At 71.1% G+C, this 18,592-nt stretch carries 15 protein-coding genes; 9 read left to right on the plus strand and 6 right to left on the minus strand.

Annotation, left to right across the window (positions count from 1 at the left end):
• Positions 1-56: 56 nt before the first annotated feature.
• From EOD73_RS01270 to EOD73_RS01290, 5 genes are read left to right on the plus strand one after another with little or no spacing between them, the layout of a single operon-like run.
• On the plus strand, positions 57-2,654 hold the full coding sequence (locus EOD73_RS01270) for a methyl-accepting chemotaxis protein (RefSeq protein ID WP_441316916.1): 2,598 nt from the start codon (positions 57-59) through the stop codon (positions 2,652-2,654).
• Positions 2,654-3,169, plus strand: coding sequence for a chemotaxis protein CheW (locus EOD73_RS01275; protein ID WP_127680119.1), 516 nt, complete (start codon positions 2,654-2,656; stop codon positions 3,167-3,169). Before EOD73_RS01270 ends, EOD73_RS01275 begins: the two co-directional genes overlap by 1 nt.
• The gene (locus EOD73_RS01280; RefSeq protein WP_127680121.1) at positions 3,169-3,981 is read left to right on the plus strand and encodes a CheR family methyltransferase; all 813 of its coding nucleotides are present in this window, start codon (positions 3,169-3,171) and stop codon (positions 3,979-3,981) included. The genes EOD73_RS01275 and EOD73_RS01280 overlap by 1 nt, the downstream gene beginning before the upstream one ends.
• Entirely contained in the window at positions 3,974-4,525 is a 552-nt protein-coding gene (locus tag EOD73_RS01285; RefSeq protein WP_127680123.1) for a chemotaxis protein CheD, read from the plus strand. Before EOD73_RS01280 ends, EOD73_RS01285 begins: the two co-directional genes overlap by 8 nt.
• Entirely contained in the window at positions 4,525-5,574 is a 1,050-nt protein-coding gene (locus EOD73_RS01290; RefSeq protein WP_127680125.1) for a protein-glutamate methylesterase/protein-glutamine glutaminase, read from the plus strand. Before EOD73_RS01285 ends, EOD73_RS01290 begins: the two co-directional genes overlap by 1 nt.
• Before the next feature lie 19 nt (positions 5,575-5,593).
• Here EOD73_RS01290 and EOD73_RS01295 read toward each other — a convergent pair whose 3' ends face one another.
• Positions 5,594-5,959, minus strand: a complete 366-nt coding sequence (locus EOD73_RS01295) for a response regulator transcription factor (protein WP_127680127.1) — start codon at positions 5,957-5,959, stop codon at positions 5,594-5,596.
• 149 nt (positions 5,960-6,108) lie between these two features.
• Here EOD73_RS01295 and EOD73_RS01300 point away from each other — a divergent pair, with 149 nt between their 5' ends.
• Positions 6,109-7,647 carry a methyl-accepting chemotaxis protein gene (locus EOD73_RS01300; RefSeq protein WP_127680129.1) on the plus strand — a complete coding sequence of 513 codons (1,539 nt, stop codon included), beginning with the start codon at positions 6,109-6,111 and terminating at the stop codon, positions 7,645-7,647.
• Here the strand turns inward: EOD73_RS01300 and EOD73_RS01305 are convergent.
• The 3 genes from EOD73_RS01305 to EOD73_RS01315 form a co-directional block, all read right to left on the minus strand.
• Positions 7,644-8,609 (minus strand): XdhC family protein, encoded by a 966-nt coding sequence (locus EOD73_RS01305; protein WP_164845914.1) that lies wholly within the window; start codon positions 8,607-8,609, stop codon positions 7,644-7,646. The genes EOD73_RS01300 and EOD73_RS01305 overlap by 4 nt on opposite strands.
• Before the next feature lie 257 nt (positions 8,610-8,866).
• Entirely contained in the window at positions 8,867-11,791 is a 2,925-nt protein-coding gene (locus EOD73_RS01310) for a ligand-binding sensor domain-containing diguanylate cyclase (RefSeq protein WP_127680133.1), read from the minus strand.
• A gap of 136 nt (positions 11,792-11,927) precedes the next feature.
• Complete coding sequence (locus tag EOD73_RS01315; RefSeq protein WP_127680135.1) at positions 11,928-12,392, minus strand: Lrp/AsnC family transcriptional regulator; 465 nt, start codon at positions 12,390-12,392, stop codon at positions 11,928-11,930.
• A 99-nt stretch (positions 12,393-12,491) separates the two neighbouring features.
• On the opposite strand from EOD73_RS01315, the gene ilvB reads away from it, so the two are divergent.
• Entirely contained in the window at positions 12,492-14,183 is a 1,692-nt protein-coding gene (gene ilvB, locus EOD73_RS01320; RefSeq protein WP_127680136.1) for a biosynthetic-type acetolactate synthase large subunit, read from the plus strand.
• Positions 14,184-14,199: 16 nt separating this feature from the next.
• Here ilvB and chrA read toward each other — a convergent pair whose 3' ends face one another.
• Together chrA and EOD73_RS01330 are read right to left on the minus strand one after the other, a co-directional pair.
• Positions 14,200-15,549 (minus strand): chromate efflux transporter, encoded by a 1,350-nt coding sequence (gene chrA / locus EOD73_RS01325; RefSeq protein WP_240660548.1) that lies wholly within the window; start codon positions 15,547-15,549, stop codon positions 14,200-14,202.
• Positions 15,546-17,156 carry a hypothetical protein gene (locus tag EOD73_RS01330; RefSeq protein WP_127680140.1) on the minus strand — a complete coding sequence of 537 codons (1,611 nt, stop codon included), beginning with the start codon at positions 17,154-17,156 and terminating at the stop codon, positions 15,546-15,548. The genes chrA and EOD73_RS01330 overlap by 4 nt, the downstream gene beginning before the upstream one ends.
• A gap of 212 nt (positions 17,157-17,368) precedes the next feature.
• Here EOD73_RS01330 and EOD73_RS01335 point away from each other — a divergent pair, with 212 nt between their 5' ends.
• Together EOD73_RS01335 and EOD73_RS01340 are read left to right on the plus strand one after the other, a co-directional pair.
• The gene (locus EOD73_RS01335; protein WP_127680142.1) at positions 17,369-17,692 is read left to right on the plus strand and encodes an ArsR/SmtB family transcription factor; all 324 of its coding nucleotides are present in this window, start codon (positions 17,369-17,371) and stop codon (positions 17,690-17,692) included.
• Positions 17,683-18,564: a sterol desaturase family protein gene (locus EOD73_RS01340; RefSeq protein WP_127680144.1), complete on the plus strand. Its 882-nt coding sequence runs from the start codon at positions 17,683-17,685 to the stop codon at positions 18,562-18,564. The genes EOD73_RS01335 and EOD73_RS01340 overlap by 10 nt, the downstream gene beginning before the upstream one ends.
• Positions 18,565-18,592: the final 28 nt, after the last annotated feature.

An 18,592-nucleotide genomic window follows, 5' to 3' on the forward strand; every position in this document is an offset into this window, starting at 1 on the left:
GCTCCGTGCGTACCAATTTGCCAGTGACCCAGCAGGAGTACCTGCTTCGCGAGGGCATGACCATCGTGTCGCGCACCGACACCAAGGGGCGTATCACCTACATCAACGACGACTTTCTCGAAGCCAGTGGTTTCGAAACGGCCGAGTTGATCGGGCAGCCGCACAACCTGGTCCGGCACCCCGACATGCCGGAGGAGGCCTTCGAAGACATGTGGGCCGCGCTCAAGGCCGGTCGACCCTGGAGCGGCATGGTCAAGAACCGCCGCAAGAACGGCGACCACTACTGGGTGGTGGCCAACGCCACGCCGCTTCGCGAAGGCGATGCCGTGGTGGGCTACATGTCGGTGCGCACCCGCCCAACGCGCGAGCAGGTCGACGCGGCGGCGGCGCTGTACCAGCGCTTCAAGGAAGGACGGGCGCAAGGCTGGGCGATTCGCGACGGGCAAGGGGTGCGTACCGGGATGGCAGACCGTTGGCGCCGCTTTGTGGGGGCCTGGAGCCTGGGATGGCGCTTTGCAGTGCCGGCGTTGGGCTTGGTGCTGGGGGCGGGTGTGCTGGGCTGGGCGGCTGGACGGCCCGTGCCGAGTGGCGTGGCCTTGGCCCTGTTGTTGGCCTCGGCCTGGGCCGGCATGCGGGCCGTGACACGCGTCACCCGCACGGCAGGCTTGGCCGCGGCGCGCCTGGAAGACTTCGCACAGGGGCGCTTCGATGGCATCGTGCCCTTGCACGGGCGGGACCGCTTGGCCGACCTGATGGAATCCTTGCGGCGTGTGCAGACGCGCCTGGGCTTCGAATTCGCCGACACCAAGAAGCGGGCCGAGGAGGCCGAGCGCATTCGCCAGGCCCTGGACGTGGCCGCAACCAACGTGATGGTGGCCGACCCGGGCTACAACATCATTTACGGCAACCCCTCCTTGCGGGCGATGCTCAGCGCCTGCGAATCGGACCTGCGCAAGGACCTGCCCGCCTTCCAGGCGGACGCCGTCATCGGCAGCAACATCGACCAGTTCCACAAGAACCCGGCGCACCAGCGCCAGCTCTTGGACCAGCTGACCGGCACCCACAAGACCCGCCTGACCATCGGGGGGCGGCGCTTTGACCTGATCGTGTCGCCGGTCAAGGCCAACGGCCGGCGCCTGGGCACCGTGGTCGAGTGGAAGGACATGACGGCCGAACTGGCCGCCTTGGAGCGCGAGCGCGAGGAGTCGGCCGCGAACGCCCGCGTCAAGCAGGCCCTGGACGTTTCGGGCATCCCGGTGCGGATCGCCGACGCCGACGGCCGCATCGTGTACCTCAATGGCGCGATGCAAGCGGTGCTGCGGCGCGATGCCGCGGCGTTCCGGGCCAACAACGCGGCCTTCGATGCCGATCGCATCCTGGGCGGCAGCATCGGGGTGTTTTACGCCGACCCGGCTGCGGCCATCGAACGCTTGCGCCAGCTGCGCGAGCCAGTGACCAGCTTGATGGTGCTCGGCGGGCGGCAGTACGAGGTGACGACCACGCCCATCCGCAGCACCGACGGCGAGATGTTGGGCACGGTGGGCCAGTGGGTGGACGTGACCGACCAGAAGATCGCCGAGAAGGAGTTCTCGGCCGTGACGGAGGCCGCGGTGGCCGGCAACCTGAGCTTGCGCATCCGCACCGACGACAAGCAGGGCTTCTTCCGCGACGCCGGGGCGCGCTTCAACGAACTGCTGGACAGCATCGTGCGGGTGCTGATCGACGTGAAGGCCGCAGCCGACCAACTGGCCAGCGCCTCGGACCAGGTGTCGCAGACCTCGCAGGCCCTCTCGCACAGCGCCTCGCAGCAGGCCGCCAGCGTCGAAGAAACCACGGCCGCTTTGCAAGAGATGGGCGCCAGCGTGCAGCAAAACGCCGACAACGCCGGGGTCACCGACCGCATGGCGGGCCAGGCTTCGCAGCAGGCCCAGGAGGGGGGCGAGGCGGTCTCCAGCACCTTGGCCGCGATGAAGAGCATCGCGACCAAGATCGGCATCATCGACGACATCGCCTACCAAACGAACCTCTTGGCCTTGAACGCCGCCATCGAGGCAGCGCGCGCGGGAGAGCACGGCAAGGGTTTCGCGGTGGTGGCCGCCGAGGTGCGCAAGTTGGCCGAGCGCAGCCAGGTGGCGGCGCAAGAGATCGGTGCCCTGGCCGGCAACAGCGTGGGCTTGGCCGAGCGCGCTGGCCAGCTCTTGGCCGAGATGGTGCCCAGCATCCTGAAGACCAGCGAGCTGGTGCAAGAAATCTCGGCAGCCAGCGGCGAGCAAAGCCAGGGCGTGGGGCAGATCAACACGACCATGCACCACATTTCAGGCACCACCCAGCAGACCGCGAGCGCCAGCGAGCAGCTCAGTGCCACCGCCGAGGAGCTGAGCGCCCAGGCCGCGCAGCTGCAGGAAATGATCGGGGCCTTCCAGCTGCAGGCCGCGGACGCGTCTGGCGCGCCTGCCGCCCGGCGGGCGCCACCGGGCGCGCGTGCTGCGCCCATGCCCGCCAAGCCGCCCCAGCGCAGCAGCGCCCATGCCGCAGCCCGCGCCGCGATGGCCGCGCCACGGACTGGCAGCACGGCCGCCCGAACCCCCAACACCCCGGCGCCTTTGACCAAGGTCAGCGGGCCGGTCGACGAAAAGCACTTCACGCGCTTTTGATGGCCACCTCGCCCGCCCCTTCTCTCCCAACGGCGCCTCGCCAGGTGCTGCGCCTGGCCGTGGGCGCCGAGTCCTTGGTGGTGCCCATCGAGTCGGTCCATGAAATCTTGGAAGTGGGCCGCCTGACGGCCATGCCGCAATCGCCGGCGCTGTTGCGCGGCGTGATGAACCTGCGCGGCGCCGTCGTCCCCGTCATCGACCTGGCCGCGCGCTTTGGCATGCCACCCACGGCCTTGGGGCGCCGCAGTGCGATCGTGGTCGTCGAGGTGGCGGGGGACGAGACGCAGGAGCGGCTCACCGCCGGCATGTTGGTGGACGCGGTCTACGAGGTGCTCGAGTTCGACAGCGAGCAGGTCGAGGCCGTGCCCAGCCTGGGCGTGCGCCTGCCTCCGGGCTTCATCGCTGGCATGGTGAATCTGCCCAGCGGCTATGCCGCTTTGTTGAGCTTGGAGCAGATTCTGTCGCCCTCCGACTTGGCGGAACGCATCGGCGCGGCGCAACAGGCGGGGGCCTGATGGCGTCGCAACTGCAGCCGGCCACGTTCGCGGGCATCACGGCCCTGTTCCACCGCGTCTCCGGCATCCGATTGGTCGAGAGCAAGCAAGCCTTGGTGTACGGCCGGCTGCAAAAGCTGGCCCTCGATTGCGGCCAGGGCGCGGACGTCGAGGCCTTTGCGCAGAAGTTCATCAGGGGCGAGGTGCCCGAGCGCCTGTTGGCCGACCTCGTCGACCGCCTGACCACCAACGAAACCTACTTCTTCCGCGAGCCCCAGCACTTCGACGACCTGGCCGTTCGGGCCGCTGCGGCCAAATCGGCGGGCGAGTTCAACGTCTGGAGCGCCGCCTCGTCCTCCGGCGAAGAGGCCTACTCCATCGCCATGCTGCTCGGCGACCGCTTGGGCCTGAGCCACCCCTGGCAGATCCACGGCACGGACCTGTCGACGGCCATGGTGGAGGCCGCCAAGGTGGGCCTGTACCCGATGGAGCGCGCGCGCAACGTGCCGGCCGATTACCTGAAGCGCTTCTGCCTCAAGGGGCAAGGGCCCTACGCCGGGCAGGTGCTGATGATGAAAGAGCTGCGCGCCAAAGCCCGCTTCCAGACGGCGAACTTGATGCAGCCCTTGCCCACCTCGCTGCCCCGGTTCGACGTCATCTTTCTGCGCAACGTGCTCATCTACTTCGACGGCCCGGCCAAGGCCGACATCGTGCGGCGCGTGATCGAGCGCCTCAAGCCCGATGGTGTGCTTTACACCGGCCACGCCGAGTCGCTGACCGGCTTGGACCTGCCACTGCGTGCCGTGGCCTCGGCCATCTACCAGCATGGCTGAGCCGCCGCGCTTCAAGTTCCAGGCCAAGGCCGCGCTCGCGCCGCCAGGCCCTGCGGCGGCGCCCGCGCTGATCAACCTGCTGCCCGGCCAATGGCATTTTGGGGCCCAAGGCTTGCTCAAAACCCTGTTGGGGTCCTGTGTGGCGATCACCTTGTGGCATCCCACCCGGCGCGTCGGCGGCATGTGCCACTTTTTGTTGCCCAGCCGCACGCGACGCGGCTCGGAGCCCTTGGATGGCCGCTACGGCGACGAGGCCTTGGAATTGATGGTGCAGAAGCTGCGGGCCATGGGCACCCAGCCGTCGGACTTCCACGCCCACCTCTACGGCGGGGCGGACACCCTGCCCGAGGGCATGAACACCAAGTTCAATGTGGGGGTGCGGAACATCGAGCAGGGCTGGCAGATGCTGGACCAGTACGGCTTTCAATTGCAGGGCATCGACGTCGGCGACGACGTGCCGCGCACGGTGACCCTCAAGCTGCCCGAGGGCGAGGTGACCATGACCCGGGGGCAGTCGATCAACCTGAACAAGATTGGGAAGTGATGGCGGGCGACGGCATCAAGGTGGCCTTGATCGACGACTCGGCGGTGGTGCGCAAGCACCTGGCCGAACTGCTGCAGGCGGCGGGCTTGCGGGTGAGCATCACGGCCAGCGATCCCTTGTTCGCTTGGCCGAAGTTGCGGGCCGATTGGCCCGACGTCATCGTGCTCGACGTGGAGATGCCGCGCATGGACGGGCTGACCTTCTTGCGCGAACTCATGGCCGAGCGGCCGACCCCGGTGGTGATGTGTTCGACCTTGACCGAGTCGGGCGCGGAAACCACCTTGCAAGCCCTGGCCGCCGGGGCCGTCAGCTTCGTGACCAAGCCCAAGATCGGGCTGAAGTCCTTCCTGGAAGACGACAGCAACGGCCTGGTGTCGGCCGTTCGGTCGGCGGCCAAGGCCAACCTGCGCGCCCTGCCGCGGGCGGCCGCGTCCCAGGCCGCGGCGGCCGCGCCGCCGCCGGTGCGGGCCCTGGCGCAAACCACCGACCGGGTGATCGCGATCGGCGCTTCCACGGGGGGCGTGCAAACCGTCGAACAGTTGCTGACGGCCCTGCCGAACACCCTGGGCGCGGGAATCGTGCTGGTGCAACACATGCCAGCGGGCTTCACGGCGGGGTTCGCGGCGCGCCTGGGCACGGTCAGTGGCTTCGAGGTGCTCGAGGCCCAGGACGGGGACCGCGTGTTCCCGGGGCGCGTGCTGGTGGCCCCGGGCGGGCGCCACATGCAGTTGCGCCGCAACGGCGCGCAGTACGTGGTGGACGTGAAGGACGGGCCCTTGGTGAACCACCACCGGCCGTCGGTCGATGTCTTGTTCCGCTCGGTGGCGCAGTGCGCGGGCCGCAACGCGCTGGGCGTGCTGTTGACTGGCATGGGCGACGACGGCGCGCGCGGCCTGCTGGTCATGCGCCAAGCCGGCGCTGGTACTTTGGCCCAAGACGAGGCCAGCAGCATCGTGTATGGCATGCCGAAGGCGGCTTTGGACCTGGGGGCGGTGGACGAGGCCCACTCGCTGAGCGAACTGGCCCACCAACTCCGACGCTGGGCCTGAGCCCGGCCCGGGGCGCGGATCAGCGCAACACGCGGTGGATGACCTCCATCAGCTCCAAGGGGCTGAAGGGCTTGGTCAGGTACTCGTCGGCGCCGGCCGACTTGCCGGCGGCGCGGTCGGTGGATTGGCTTTTGGCCGAGAGCATGATGATCTTGGTCTTGCGCAGTGCCGGGTTGGCCCGCACGCGCTTGCACACCTCCACCCCGTCGATGCCGCCCGGCATCATCACGTCGAGCAGCATCAGGTCGGGCTTCATCGCCGCGGCCTTCTCCAAGCCCTCCGGGCCGGTGCCGGCTTCGTCGATCTGGTAGTTGTCGAACTCCAGCGTGATGCGAATCAGCTCTCGGATCTCGGGTTGGTCTTCGACGATCAACACAGAACGCATGGGGGTCACATCCTTTTGAGGTCTGACAAGTCTTGCGCAGATGATGCCCGAAAACCCGTGGCAACCCATGCCCCTTCGGGCGGGGGGGCGTGGCAATATCGACAACACAAGGATCGGGGCTCATCGGGAGTCCCCAGGGAAGGATCGCCATGATGATGACGGGTGTGCGTGCCGAGCGAATCCGAGATGCCGACCGCTTGTTGGCCTTGATGCTGCTGGTGTTCGCGGTGTACGCCTTGGTGGTGGCTTTCAACCATGACAAGTTGAGTGCGACCTTGGCGGTCTTGGTGCCGACTGGGGTGCTGGTGGGCGTGCGACTGCGCAGCGCGGTGGCGGACACCTTCATGGCCTTCGTGCTGCCACTCGCCTTGTGTGCGGTGACCCTGCTCTTGGCCTACCAAGTGAACGGCAGCTATGTTGCGCATGCAGGCCTGTTCGTTGCGCTGTGCACGCTGGTGGTTTACGAAGACTGGCGCCGCGTGGCGCTGGTGGGCGTGGTGCTGTCCGTGGGTCGTCTGCTGGCGTCCGACTGGTTCGACGCCGGCGCCCCCGGCAAGGCCTTTTCCGGACTGCCGCCTGTGGTGGGCGACGTGGTGGTGTTGCTGATGCTGACCCTGATCTTGGGCGTTTACACCCGCAAGATGGCAAAGCGCACCGAGGAGCACCTCGAAATGGACTTCTTGGTGCGCGCCATGGGGCGCGACGGTCCCATTCGCTTGAACCTGGACGCGGTGCGCGTGCACTCGCCCGTGGGCCTGCGACTGAAGGACGCGCAAACGCGCATGGCCGGGCTCTTGCGCAAGGTGCGCGAGGTCATCTTCGAGGTGCACAACGCCGCCAACGAGATGTCGAGCAGCAGCCAAGACCTGCTCGACCGCACCCAGAGCACGCACACCGGCTTGAACGATGCCGCGATGAGCTTGGAGCAAATCAACGTCATCGTGCAAGAGAGCGCGCGCGCGGCGAGCGAGGCCCGCAGCCACGCCGCCCAGGCGTCCACGATGGCCGGCCACGGGGGCGAGCAGGTGCAGCAGGTGGTCAGCGCCATGCGCGAGATCGAGGTCTCCTCGAAGCGCATCACCGACATCATTGGCGTCATCGACAGCATCGCTTTCCAAACCAACATCCTGGCCTTGAACGCGGCCGTCGAAGCGGCGCGGGCGGGGGAGCAGGGCCGCGGCTTTGCGGTCGTGGCGGCGGAGGTGCGCATGCTGGCCAAGCGCTCGTCCGAAGCCGCGCGGGAGATCAAGGGCTTGATCGGCGAATCGGTCGAAAGCGTCCAGCGCGGGACCGAATTGGCCGATGGCGCCGGCCGGGCCATGACCGACCTGGTGGAAGCCGTGCGGCGCGTGGGCGCGGTGTTCGAGTCCTTGACCGCCGACTCGTCGGAGCACGCCCAGGGCATCGACGTGATCACCGCGTCGGTGCGCGAGCTGGACGCGGTGACCAAGCAAAACGTTCTCGTTGCCGATCGCAGCGGCGAGATGGCGCATCAGCTGCAGCAGCAGGCGGCCATCTTGGCCGAGGTCTTGAGCGCGTTCCGGTTGGGCGATGACGCGGCGGTGGACCAACTGCGGGCCGAGGCGGCCGAAGCCGTGGAGCGCATGGGCCGGCAGCGCGCCCAGGCCAAGGCTCGAGGCGACCTGGGCGATGGCGCCCACGGCAGCAGCACGGTTGACTTCTTTTAAGCGCTTGGCCGGGCTGGCCGGCGCGCTTGCACCAGGGCCGCCGCGATGGACACCGCGATTTCGGCGGGCGTGCGCGAGCCGATGTCCAGGCCCACGGGGCCGCGCAGGCGGGCGACGGCCGCCTCGTCCAGGTCCAGCTGCCGCAGGCGCTCGCGCCGCTTGGCAGTGGTGAGCGGCGAGCCGATCGCCCCCACGTAGAAGGCGGGCGAGGGCAGGGCCTCCAACAGCGCGAGGTCGTCGACCTTGGGGTCGTGCGACACGGCGATCACCGCCGTGCGGGCATCGGGCCGCAGCCGGCGCAGCCAGTCGTCGGGTTGCTCGCGGCTCAACGGTGCACCGTCCAGGTCCCAGCCCTCGGCGTACTCGGCGCGGGGGTCGCACACACAGACGGCGAAATCCAGGGTCATCAAGAGCGGTGCCAGGTAGCGCCCGAGCTCGGCCGCCCCCACGACCAGGGCGCGGTAATGCGGGCCCAGGGGCACGCGGTAGCCCTGCGCGTCCTCCTCGAAGCCTTGGTCGGGGTCGGCGTCCAGCAGGGCGCTGAGGCCGTCCTGCCACCGCACCTCGCGCCGCACGGTGCATTGGGCTTCGATCGCGGCGACGGCCTGGCGCACCACGGCGGGGTCCCACTGGGCCTCCAGGGCCACCCGCAGCGTGTTGTTGCAGGGCAGGCGGTAGCGCGCTTGCTCGTCGGCCCCGACGCCGAAGACGCGCAGCACGGGCGCTGGCCCGGCCTGCGCCCAACGCCCTTGCACGACTTCGCGCACCAGGTCGTCTTCCACGCAGCCGCCCGAGACCGAGCCCACCACCCAGCCGTCGTCGCGGATGGCCGCCATCGCGCCGGGCGGGCGCGGGCTGCCGCCGTAGGTGCTCAGCACCGTGGCCAGCACCACCGCGTGCCCGTGCTCGCGCCAGCGCAGCGCGGTGCTGAGCACGTCGTGGTCGTTGCCGCGGGCTGGCATGAGGGCAGGGGGGCGGGGCGGGGAAAGGCGTTGCATTGTGCGACGGCGGCCACAAGGCGGGGAAATACTGTGCTTGCATCCAGTAACTGGATGGATATACAGTTGTGGACATCGGGCCCTGCGCCGACGCGCGACGCCCTCCACCCCTCACAGAGCGACCGCCATGAACAAGCACGACTTCCGCCTGGTTTACCGCCCCGAGCCCGAGCGCATGCCCCGTTGGGTGGCGCGCTTTTTGATGTGGTTCTGAGCGCGCCTCAGCGCACGCAGTTGCGGCCGGCGGCCTTGGCGCGGTAGAGCGCTTCGTCGGCCGCCGTGAACAGGCTCTGCGGGCTGTTGGCGGCGTCGGGCACCCAGGCGGCCACCCCAAGGCTCAAGGTGACCGTGGGCCCCACGACCGACGCCGGGTGGGGCAGCGCGCGGGCTTCGCACGCCGCGCGCAGGCGCTCGGCAAAGGCCAGCGCCGCTGTTCGGTCCAGGCCCGGCAGCAGCAGCACGAACTCCTCACCACCGTAGCGCGCGGCCAGGTCGCCGGCACGGCCGGCGATGTCCCGGATCACGTCGGCCACGGCGCGCAGGCAGTCGTCACCGGCGGCGTGGCCCACGCTGTCGTTGTAGGCCTTGAACGAATCGATGTCGGCCAGCACCAGGGCCAAGGGCAGTTGCGCGCGGGCCGTGCGGCGCCACTCCCGCGCCAGCGCTTCGTCGAAGCGCCGTCGGTTGGCCAGGCCAGTGAGTGCGTCGGAGAACGACAGCGCCTCCAGGTGCTCGTTGGCCAGGCGCAGGGCCTCGGTCTTTTCGGCAACCACCCGCTCCATGTCGGCCTGGCGCTGCCGCAGGTGGCGGGTGCGCAACTGCACGGCGCCTGCCATGGCCAGCGCGGCGGCCACCACCGCGCCCAGTGCAGCCCAAGGGGTTTGGTACCAGCGGGGCTGCACGGTCACGGACAAGGGGGCCGCCTCGGCCCAGGTGTGACCGTCCAAGGTGGCGGCCACGCGGAAGCGGTACTGGCCGTGGGGCAGGCTCGGGAAGGTGGCCTCGCGGTGGTTCCCGACCTCGATCCAGTCCGGCGTCATGCCTTCCATGCGGTAGCGAAAGCGCACCCGCTCGGCGTGCCGCACGGTCGCGGCGGCGTAGCGCAAGGTCAGGGGCGGCGTGGCCCCGGGGGGCAGCACCAGGTCCGCCGACACCGGCAGGGACTGGCCCGCCAGGCTGATCGCCTCCACGCGCAGGACCGGTGGCGGCGGCAACTGCGGCAGGTGCTCGGGATCGATGCGCACCAGGCCCTTGAGCGAAGGCAGCCAGAGGCGACCGGCGGCGTCCACGGCCCCGGCCGGCTGCAGGCCGCCAGCGAAGGTCGGGGAACGCAAGGCGTCGCCCGGCCCGTAGCCCACGGCGTTCACGCGCGCCAAGCGGCCCTCGGCGAATGCGTTCAATTCGGCCAGGGCCACGCGGTACACGCCGCGGTTGCAGGTGATCCACATCCCGCCACGGCCGTCTTCGACAAACACTTGGGCCAAGCCATCCCACAGGCCGTCGCTGGGGCGCAGGGTGGCCAAGCGGCCCCCCTTGAGGCGGTGAATGCCTTCGCCGTTGGTGCCAATCCACAGCGCATCGTCGGCGTCCACGTGCAGGGACACGATCCAGTTGGAGACCAGGCCGTCTTGGCGCGTCAAGCGGGTGAATCGGCCCCCATGCCATCGCATCAGGCCGTCGCCGGTGGTGGCGAACCACACGCTGCCGTCGGCCTGCTCGGCCACGGCGACCACGCCTTCCACGGGGGCGCCTTCGTCGCGCACGGGCACGAAGCGCTCGCCCTCGCGGCGGGCCAGTCCGGCGCGCGTGCCAACCCAGAGCACGCCGTGCCGGTCGCGGTGCACGACGCGCACGTCGACGTGCGGCAGGCCGTCGGCCAGGCCGTAGCGGCTCAGCCGTCCGTTGTGCCAGCGCACCAGGCCGGCGGTGTAGCTGCCCATCCACAGGCTGCCGTCGGCGTCCTCGTGCAGCGTGGACATTTCCAGGGTCGGCAGGCCGCTGTCGAGGCCCCAGCGGGTGACGTGGCCGTCGTGGATGCGGTCCACGCCGCCGCCCGCGCTGCTGACCCAAAGGCTGCCGTCGCGCGCCCGCAGCACGGCGCGGGCGTTGTCCCCCGACAGGCCTTCGGCCTTGCCCAGCACGGCGAAGCTGCGCGGGCGCAGGCGGTTGAGCCCCCCGGTCCAACTGCCGATCCACAGGCTGTCTTCGCGGTCGGCGTGCAGGGTCCAGATCTGGTCTCCTCCCAGACCCTGGGCGCTGCTCAAGGTCTGGAACTGCCGACCGTCCCAGCGCGCCACGCCGGCGCCCCAGGTGCCGATCCACAAGGCGCCCCGCGGATCGCGGGCCAGGAAGGTGAGTTGGTCGCTGGGCAGGCCGTCGGCGGTGGTGTAGCGGCGCACCTGGTCGCCCTGCAGGTGCACCAGGCCGGCGCCCGCAGTGGCGACCCACACGCCGCCGTCGGGGTCGGCCAGCACGTGCCGCACCTCGGGGTGGGGCACCCCCTGGGCGGCCCCCCATGTCTTGAAGGCTTGCCCGTCGTAGGCCACCAGGCCGCCGCCGGTGGTGCCGATCCACAGCACGCCCTCGCGGTCGAAGGCCAGAGCGCGCAGGCGGTTGGTGGGCAGGCCGTCCTCCACGCGGAACGCGCGCACGCCCTCGCGGGTCCAGCGCAGCAGGCCGTTTTCGGTCGCGGCCCACACGGCACCGTCCTTGGCCTGCGCGAAGGCCCAAACGCGGCGCCCGTCCAGCAGCTTGGGGTCGAAGACCGAGCGGAACTGGCCCGCCTGCCAGCGCGCCGCGCCGCCCGCATGGCCGATCCAGAGCACGCCGTCGCGGTCTTCCATCAAACCAAAGATGGGGCGCTTGGCCAGCGCGGGCACCTCGGGGTCGTCGACCCCGGTGAAGCGCAGGCCGTCGAAGCGCAACAGCCCGGCGCCGGTGCCCAGCCACAGGGTGCCATCGCGGGTCTGCTGCACGGCTTGCATGGCGCCGACCGGCAGGCCTTGGGCGTCTTGCCAGCCGTCGAGGGTGTGCGTGCTGAGCACCGCGTCCACCAGGGGGTGGGGCCCCGACGGCCCCGAGGCCGCCGCCGCGGCCAGGGCGATCCCGCCCAGCACCCCGGCCAGCAGGCGGCGCCAGCGCGGCATCCAGGCATGGAGGGGCGGGGTCAAAGCGGCCAAAGCGGACGGCAGATTGCGCAAAGCCGGGGAGGGTAGCCCAGCCCAAGGCCCGCCCGTCCGCAAGAAAACGGGGCCGGCGCGGCTTCCTCCACGCGCAGGCGCTTCAGCGCAGCAGGGGCAGGGGGCTGCTCTTGAGGCAGCGCAGCACGAAGCTGCTCTTGCTGTGGCGGATGCCCGGGATTTTGTAGAGCCGCTCGCGCAGCAGGCGTTCGTAGTCGCGCGTGTTTTCGACGGCGATGCGGATCAGGTAGTCGTAGTCGCCCGACACCAGGTAGGCGTCCAGCACCTCGGGGATCTCGGCCAGGGCCCGGCCAAAGGCGAACAGGGCCTCGTCGGAGTGGCTGTCCAGCGTGAGCTGCACGATCACGGTGTCGCCCAAGCCCAGCTTTTCGGCGTTCAGCCGCACGGTGTAGCCCTCGATCACGCCCGCGGCCTCCAGGCGCTTGATGCGCGCCCAGCACGGCGAACTCGTCAGGCCCACGCTGCGGCTGAGCTCGTTCAAGCTCATGCGCGCATCGCGCTGCAGCGCCGTCAGAATGGCGCGATCGAAGCGGTCCAGCTCTTGCATTTCGTTGAATCCTATGTTGCCAGCATATTTTGCTGACTATGGTGCCATTGGAGAGAAAAGCAGCAGCACTTTCTGCGTCCTTCTCGGCACAGTGTGGGCATGACCTCGCCCCCCACCTGCGCCACCTGGCTGGTCCGCACCCTGATTGAGCTGGGCGTGGACACCGTGTTCGGCTACCCCGGCGGCGCCGTGCTGCCGCTGTACGACGCCCTGCACGCCGAGCCCCGCCTGCGCCACGTGCTGGTGCGGCACGAGCAGGCCGCCGTGCACGCCGCCGAGGGCTACGCGCGCAGCACCGGGCGGGTGGGCGTGGTCTTCGTCACCTCGGGGCCCGGCGTCGCCAACACGGTGTCGGGGCTGTTGGATGCGCACGCCGATTCGGTGCCCGTGCTGCTGATCGCCGGGCAGGTGAAGCGCGAGGCCATCGGCACCCAGGCCTTCCAAGAGTGCGACGCGCTGTCCATCACCCGCAGCGTCACCCAATGGGGCGTGCAACTGCGCGAGCCCGAGGCCGTGGTGGCCACGGTGCGCGCCGCCTTTGCGCGCACCCAGCAAGGGCGCCCGGGCCCGGTGCTGATCGACCTTCCCAAGGACGTGCAGGCCACGCCCGTGGCCTGCCCGCACGCGGGGCCGGCCGACGAGACAGCGACCTGGCGGGATTGGCGGCCCGAAGCCAGCGCCGCGGCCGACTTGCTGGCCGCCGCGCAACGGCCGGTGTTCTATGGCGGCGGGGGCCTGGCCCGGGCCGGCGAGGGCGCTTGCGCCGCGTTCACCGACCTCGTTCGCCGCACCGGGGCGCCTTGCACGCTCACGCTGATGGGGCTGGGCGCCTTTCCCGCCAGCGACCCGCAGTGGCTGGGCATGCTGGGCATGCACGGCACGTTGGAGGCCAACCGCGCGATGCACGAGGCCGACCTGGTGCTGGCCGTGGGCGTGCGCTTCGACGACCGCGTGACCGGGCGCCTGCGCGACTTCTGCCCCCAAGCGCGGTTCGTGCACTTGGACGTGGACCCCGCCCAGATCGGCCGCGTGGTGCGCCCGACCGTGGCCCTGGTGGGCGACTGCGCCGACACCGTGCCCGCGCTGGTCGACGCCTGGGGCGCGCGGCCGCCGCTGGCGCTGGCCCCCTGGTGGCAGCGCATCGAGGCTTGGCGGGCGCAGCGCTCGCTGGGCTTTGTCGAACGGCCGGACGCCATCGTGCCCCAGGCCCTGCTGCAGGCTCTGCACCGGCGCCTGCAGGGGCGGGACGCCATCGTCAGCACCGACGTCGGCCAGCACCAGATGTGGGCGGCGCAGCACCTGGGCTTCGAGCGACCGCGGCGCTTCTTGAGCAGCGGGGGCGCCGGCACCATGGGCTTTGGCCTGCCCGCGGCCATCGGCGCGCAACTGGCCCACCCAGGGCGGCCGGTGGTTTGCGTCAGCGGCGATGCCTCGGTGCTGATGAACCTGCAAGAAATGGCCACGGCGGTGCAGCACGGTGCGCCAGTGAAGCTGCTGGTGGTGAACAACGGCCGCATGGGCATGGTGCGGCAGTGGCAGGCCTTGCACCACGGCGGGCGCCTGAGCCACAGCGGCACCGCGGCCATGCCCGACCTCGTGCGCGTGGCCGAAGGCTTCGGCTGGTGGGGCTTGCGCGTGCAGGCGCCCGGGGCCCTGGGCGAGGCGCTGGACGCCTGGCTGGCGCAGCCGGGTCCCGCCCTGCTGGATGTGGTGGTGCCGTCCGAGCTCGACTGCTACCCCATGGTGCCGGCCGGCGCGGGCCACCACGAGGTGATGCTGGCGCCGGCCTGAGCGACGCGGGCGGGCCTCAGGCCAGGCCCCCGCCGCTGGCGCGAACGCACCAACCGGCCAGGGCGCAGGCGGCCAGCAGGGGCAGCACGCCCACCTGGAAGCGGAACAGCGCGACGGCCGCCGCCGTGGCGATCAGCGCCGCCATCGCGTCGAAGCCGCCCGCCATGCCTTGCGGCCAGAGCACGTGGGCCGCGAAGAACAGGGCCAGGTTCACGATCACCCCGACCACGGCGGCCGTGATGGCCGACAGCGGCGCCGTGAAGCCCAAGCGCCCGTGCGTGGACTCGACCAGCGGCCCGCCGGCCAGGATGAACACGAAGCTGGGCAAGAAGGTGAAGAAGGTGACCACCGTGGCCGCCAGCATGGCGCCCAGCAGCGCCTGCTCGGCGCCCAGCACCTGGTGCAGCCAGCCGCCGACGAAGCCCACGAAGGCCACCACCATGATCAGCGGCCCCGGCGTGGTTTCGCCCAGGGCCAGGCCGTCCATCATCTGGGCCCCACTCAGCCACTGGTGCTGCTCCACGGCGCCCTGCACCACGTAAGGCAGCACCGCGTAGGCCCCGCCAAAGGTCATCAGCGCGGCCTTGGTGAAGAACCACGCCATCTGCGTCAGCACGCCGTGCCAGCCGAAGGCCAGCGCCAGCACCGCCATGCCCAGCCCCCACAGGCCCAGGCCCACGGTCACCACCCGAACGAGGCCGCACCGGCTGAAGCGGGCGTGCGGCGGGGGCGGCGTGCCATCGTCGATCACCGCGGGCCCGGAGCTGCTCTTGCCGGGGCCGTGCCCGCCGCCCAGGGCGAACACCTGGGGCCAACGCCGTGCGCCGAAGTGGCCGACCAGGCCGGCGGCGACCACGATGGCCGGGAAGGGCGTGTCCAACGCGAAGAGGGCCACGAAGGCGGCCGCCGCGATGCCCCACATCCAGGGGTTCTTCAGCGCGCGGGTGCCGATGCGGTGCGCGGCGTGCAGCACCAAGGCGGTGACGGCCGGCTTCAGGCCGTAGAACAGGCCCGCGATGGCCGGCACGTCGCCAAAGCGCAGGTACACCCAACTCAGCCCCACGAGGACGAACAGCGAGGGCAGCACGAAGAGCGCGCCCGCCACCACGCCGCCCCAGGTGCGGTGCAGCAGCCAGCCGATGTAGGTGGCGAGTTGCTGGGCCTCGGGCCCGGGCAGCACCATGCAGTAGTTCAGGGCGTGCAAAAAGCGCGACTCGCTGATCCAGCGCCGCCGCTCCACCAACTCGGTGTGCATGAGCGCGATCTGCCCGGCCGGGCCGCCGAAGCTGACGAAGCCCAGCTTCAGCCAAAAGCAAAGGGCCTGCCAGAAGGTCGGGGCCGAGGGGGGCGCGTCCGGGCCGCTCACCACTTGCAGCCCTTGCCGCGGGCGCTGTCCAGCGCCAGGGGCACGGCCCCCAGCAGGCCTTTGTCGGCGTGGGCCTTGCGGCAGTCCTCGCGCTGGGCCTCTTCGAGGCTCTTTTCCAGCTTGGACTTGGTGTCGGGCACCGCGGGCAGCAGGGCCAGCAGCCCCGAGCTGGGCCGGGCCGTGGGCCCGTTGGCGCGCGGCAGGCTGAGGTTTAAGGGCCGGGGCGGCGCGCTGGCCGAGGCCGACGGCGCCGTGGCCACGTCGTGCCCCACCTGCGCGCCCGCGTCGGGCGAGCCCGCGGCCAGGCGCGGGCCGGGGGCCGGGGTGGGCACGGCGTCGCCGGGGCCGGCGCTGGTGGTGGCGCTGGCGGTGGCCGTGGCCGTGGTGGGCGCTGCGGCGCTCGCCCCGCTGGGCGAGGCGGGCGCGGGCGGCAAGGCCAGCGGGTCCAGGGGCCGCAGGGCCGCCGCCGTGGCGTTGGGCGCCACGGTTCCCGCGGTCACGTTCGCGCGAGCGGCGGCGTCCCGCGCCGGGCGCCGGGGGCTGGCGCCCTCGCTGGCCAAGGTCTTGAGCACCGGCGCCGGCTCGGGCACGTCCACGCGGGCGGCCACGGGCGCCAAGTCGGCACCGGCCGGGGCTTTGAGCGGCTCCAGCGCGGCGCTGCGGCGCACAGGCGGCTTGGGCAGGGCGCTGCCGCCCAAGGATTTCAGCACCGGCTCGTCGGGCGGCAGGTCCACCCGGGCTTGGACGGGCGCCAGCTCGCTGGCCGCTGGCGCCGGCCGCGGGGCGGCCAGCGGGGCTTGGCTGCGGGCCACGGTGCGCAGCCGGCTTGGCGCTTCCAGCGCGCGCAGCACGGGTTCAGGCACGGGCAGGTCGACCTGCGCGGTCGTTGGGCGCAACTCGGCGCCCGACAGCGTGCTGCGCGGCGCCGTCACGGCCGGCGTGCCGCGGGTCAGGGCCTGCGGCGCGTTGGGGTCCACCAGGCTGCGCAGCAGTGGGTCGGGCAGGGCGACGGCGGCGGTCACCGGGGCCAATTCGGCCGCGGTCGGGGCTTTCAGCGCCTCCACCGCCGGGGCCCGTTCGAGCTGCGGGCGGGGGGCGGCCTCGGTGGGCAGGGTGCGGGTCGGGGTGGGGCTCGCTTCGGCGTCCGCGGGCGGCGGCGTGCTCGCTTCGGTGGGCTTGGGCGGCACGTCCGCAGGCGCCACCGCCTTGGCATCCCGGGCCTCCGGTGCCGCGCTGGCGTCGTCGTCGGGGCGGTCGGGGGCCTCGGCCACCTCTTGCGATTGCCAGCGCCCTTGGCGCTGGGCCCCGGGGCCGGTGTCCGGCGGCGGCTCCTGCGTGCGCACCCGGCCGCCGTGGCGCGGGCTGCGGGCGTCGCCCAGTGGACCGTCATCGCGCCACACCGTGGGCTCGGCGTCGCCCTGGCCCTCGGCCAGTGGGCCCCCCAGGCCCTGGAGGGTGATGGCCAGGTCGCCCCAGCCGCCGCTGCCGGGCACCACGGGGCCGGGCCGGTTGCCGAGGGTCAGCGCCAACCAGACGTGGACCAGCGCCGCGAGCACGAGGCAGCGCAGGAACAGGTCGTCGCGGGGCGGGCGGGGCAGGGCGGTCAAAGGGGGCGGCGCAGGAAGGCGGCGCAATGCCAGGGTGCAGGCGGGCATTGTGCGCAAGGACCGCGGTGCTTGCCTTCGCGTCGCCGTTGGGTGGGGATTGGCGGGCCCAGGTTGGGAAGGACGTGGGTGCCTGAGACGCGCGCTGGTCCCTTCGATGCGAGCGGCCACGGACTCGGCTTGACACAGTTCTATAGTTCGATGATAGTAGAAGTATGGATGAGCAAACCGTGATCAAGGCCTTGGCGGCCCTGGCCCAGCCGCTGCGCTTGCAGGCCTTTCGGGCGCTGGTGGCGGTGGGCCCGCAGGGCATGACCCCCAGCACCATCGCCGAGGGCCTGGGCGTGCCGCAAAACACGCTGTCCTTCCACCTCAAGGAGCTGACCCACGCCGGCTTGGTGACGCAAGAGCGGGTGAGCCGCCACATCATCTATCGCGCCGACTTTGCCCAGATGAACGCCCTGCTCGGCTACTTGACCGAGAACTGCTGCGGCGGCAGTGTCTGTGGCCCCGATGCAGCGGGGGCCACGTGCTGCTGAAGCGGATCTGGACCGATGCCGTGGCCCGTTGGCTGTACGGCATTGCCGTGGGCGGCGGCCTGGCGCTGGTGCTGCTGGAGCCGCAGGTGCCGCTGCCGATGGCAGCTTGGGTAACGGCGTGGAGCGCGGTGGTGCTGGCCCTTGGGGCTTGGCTCTCGTGGCGACTGCCCTTCGAGGCGCGCTGGCATGAGGCGCAGGGCGACGTGGCGGTGGATACCGCGAACGCAGCCCTCATCGTGGGCCTGGTCGACCCGCTCTTGAGGGCGCTGCTGCCCGTGGCCGTGGTCGCGCTGTCCGGAACAGGCGAGGCTTCCTGGCCGGCGGCCGGATGGGCCTGGGGAGGGCAGGTCGCGGTGGCCGTTCTGTGGATGGAGTTCGCCAAGTACTGGTCGCACCGCGCGCACCACGAGTGGGCGCCGCTGTGGCGATTTCACGCGTGGCACCACAGCAGCCGGCGGCTGTACTGGCTGAACAACTTTCGCCTCCACCCTGTGAACCACGCGCTACAGCTGGCGCTCAGCCTGGGCCCCTTGTTGTGGCTGGGCGTGCCCGACACGGTGCTGCTCGGGGCGCTGGCCCTGACCCAGCCGGTGGTTGTGCTGCAGCACCTGAATCTCGATGTCCACCATGGTCTTTGGAGCCGACTGTTTAGCACCCATGAATTGCACCGCTGGCACCACTCGACGGAGCCTGCGGAGGCCAACGCCAATTACGGCAGCGCCCTGGTGCTGTGGGACCAAGTGTTCGGCACGTACCGACGCCACCCAGCGGGCCGGGGGCCGGTCAAGGTGGGGCTCTTCGAAGCGTCGCGTCATCGGCGCGGGCGCTCCGAAGGATTCGGTTGGCCCGGCTGCTGCGGCCCCGTTACTTGACGCTTTTTTCCTCGTTCGGCCCATTGCC

Origin of the sequence: Inhella crocodyli (assembly GCF_004004565.1) — a bacterium.
Taxonomy (GTDB): Bacteria; Pseudomonadota; Gammaproteobacteria; order Burkholderiales; family Burkholderiaceae_C; genus Inhella; species Inhella crocodyli.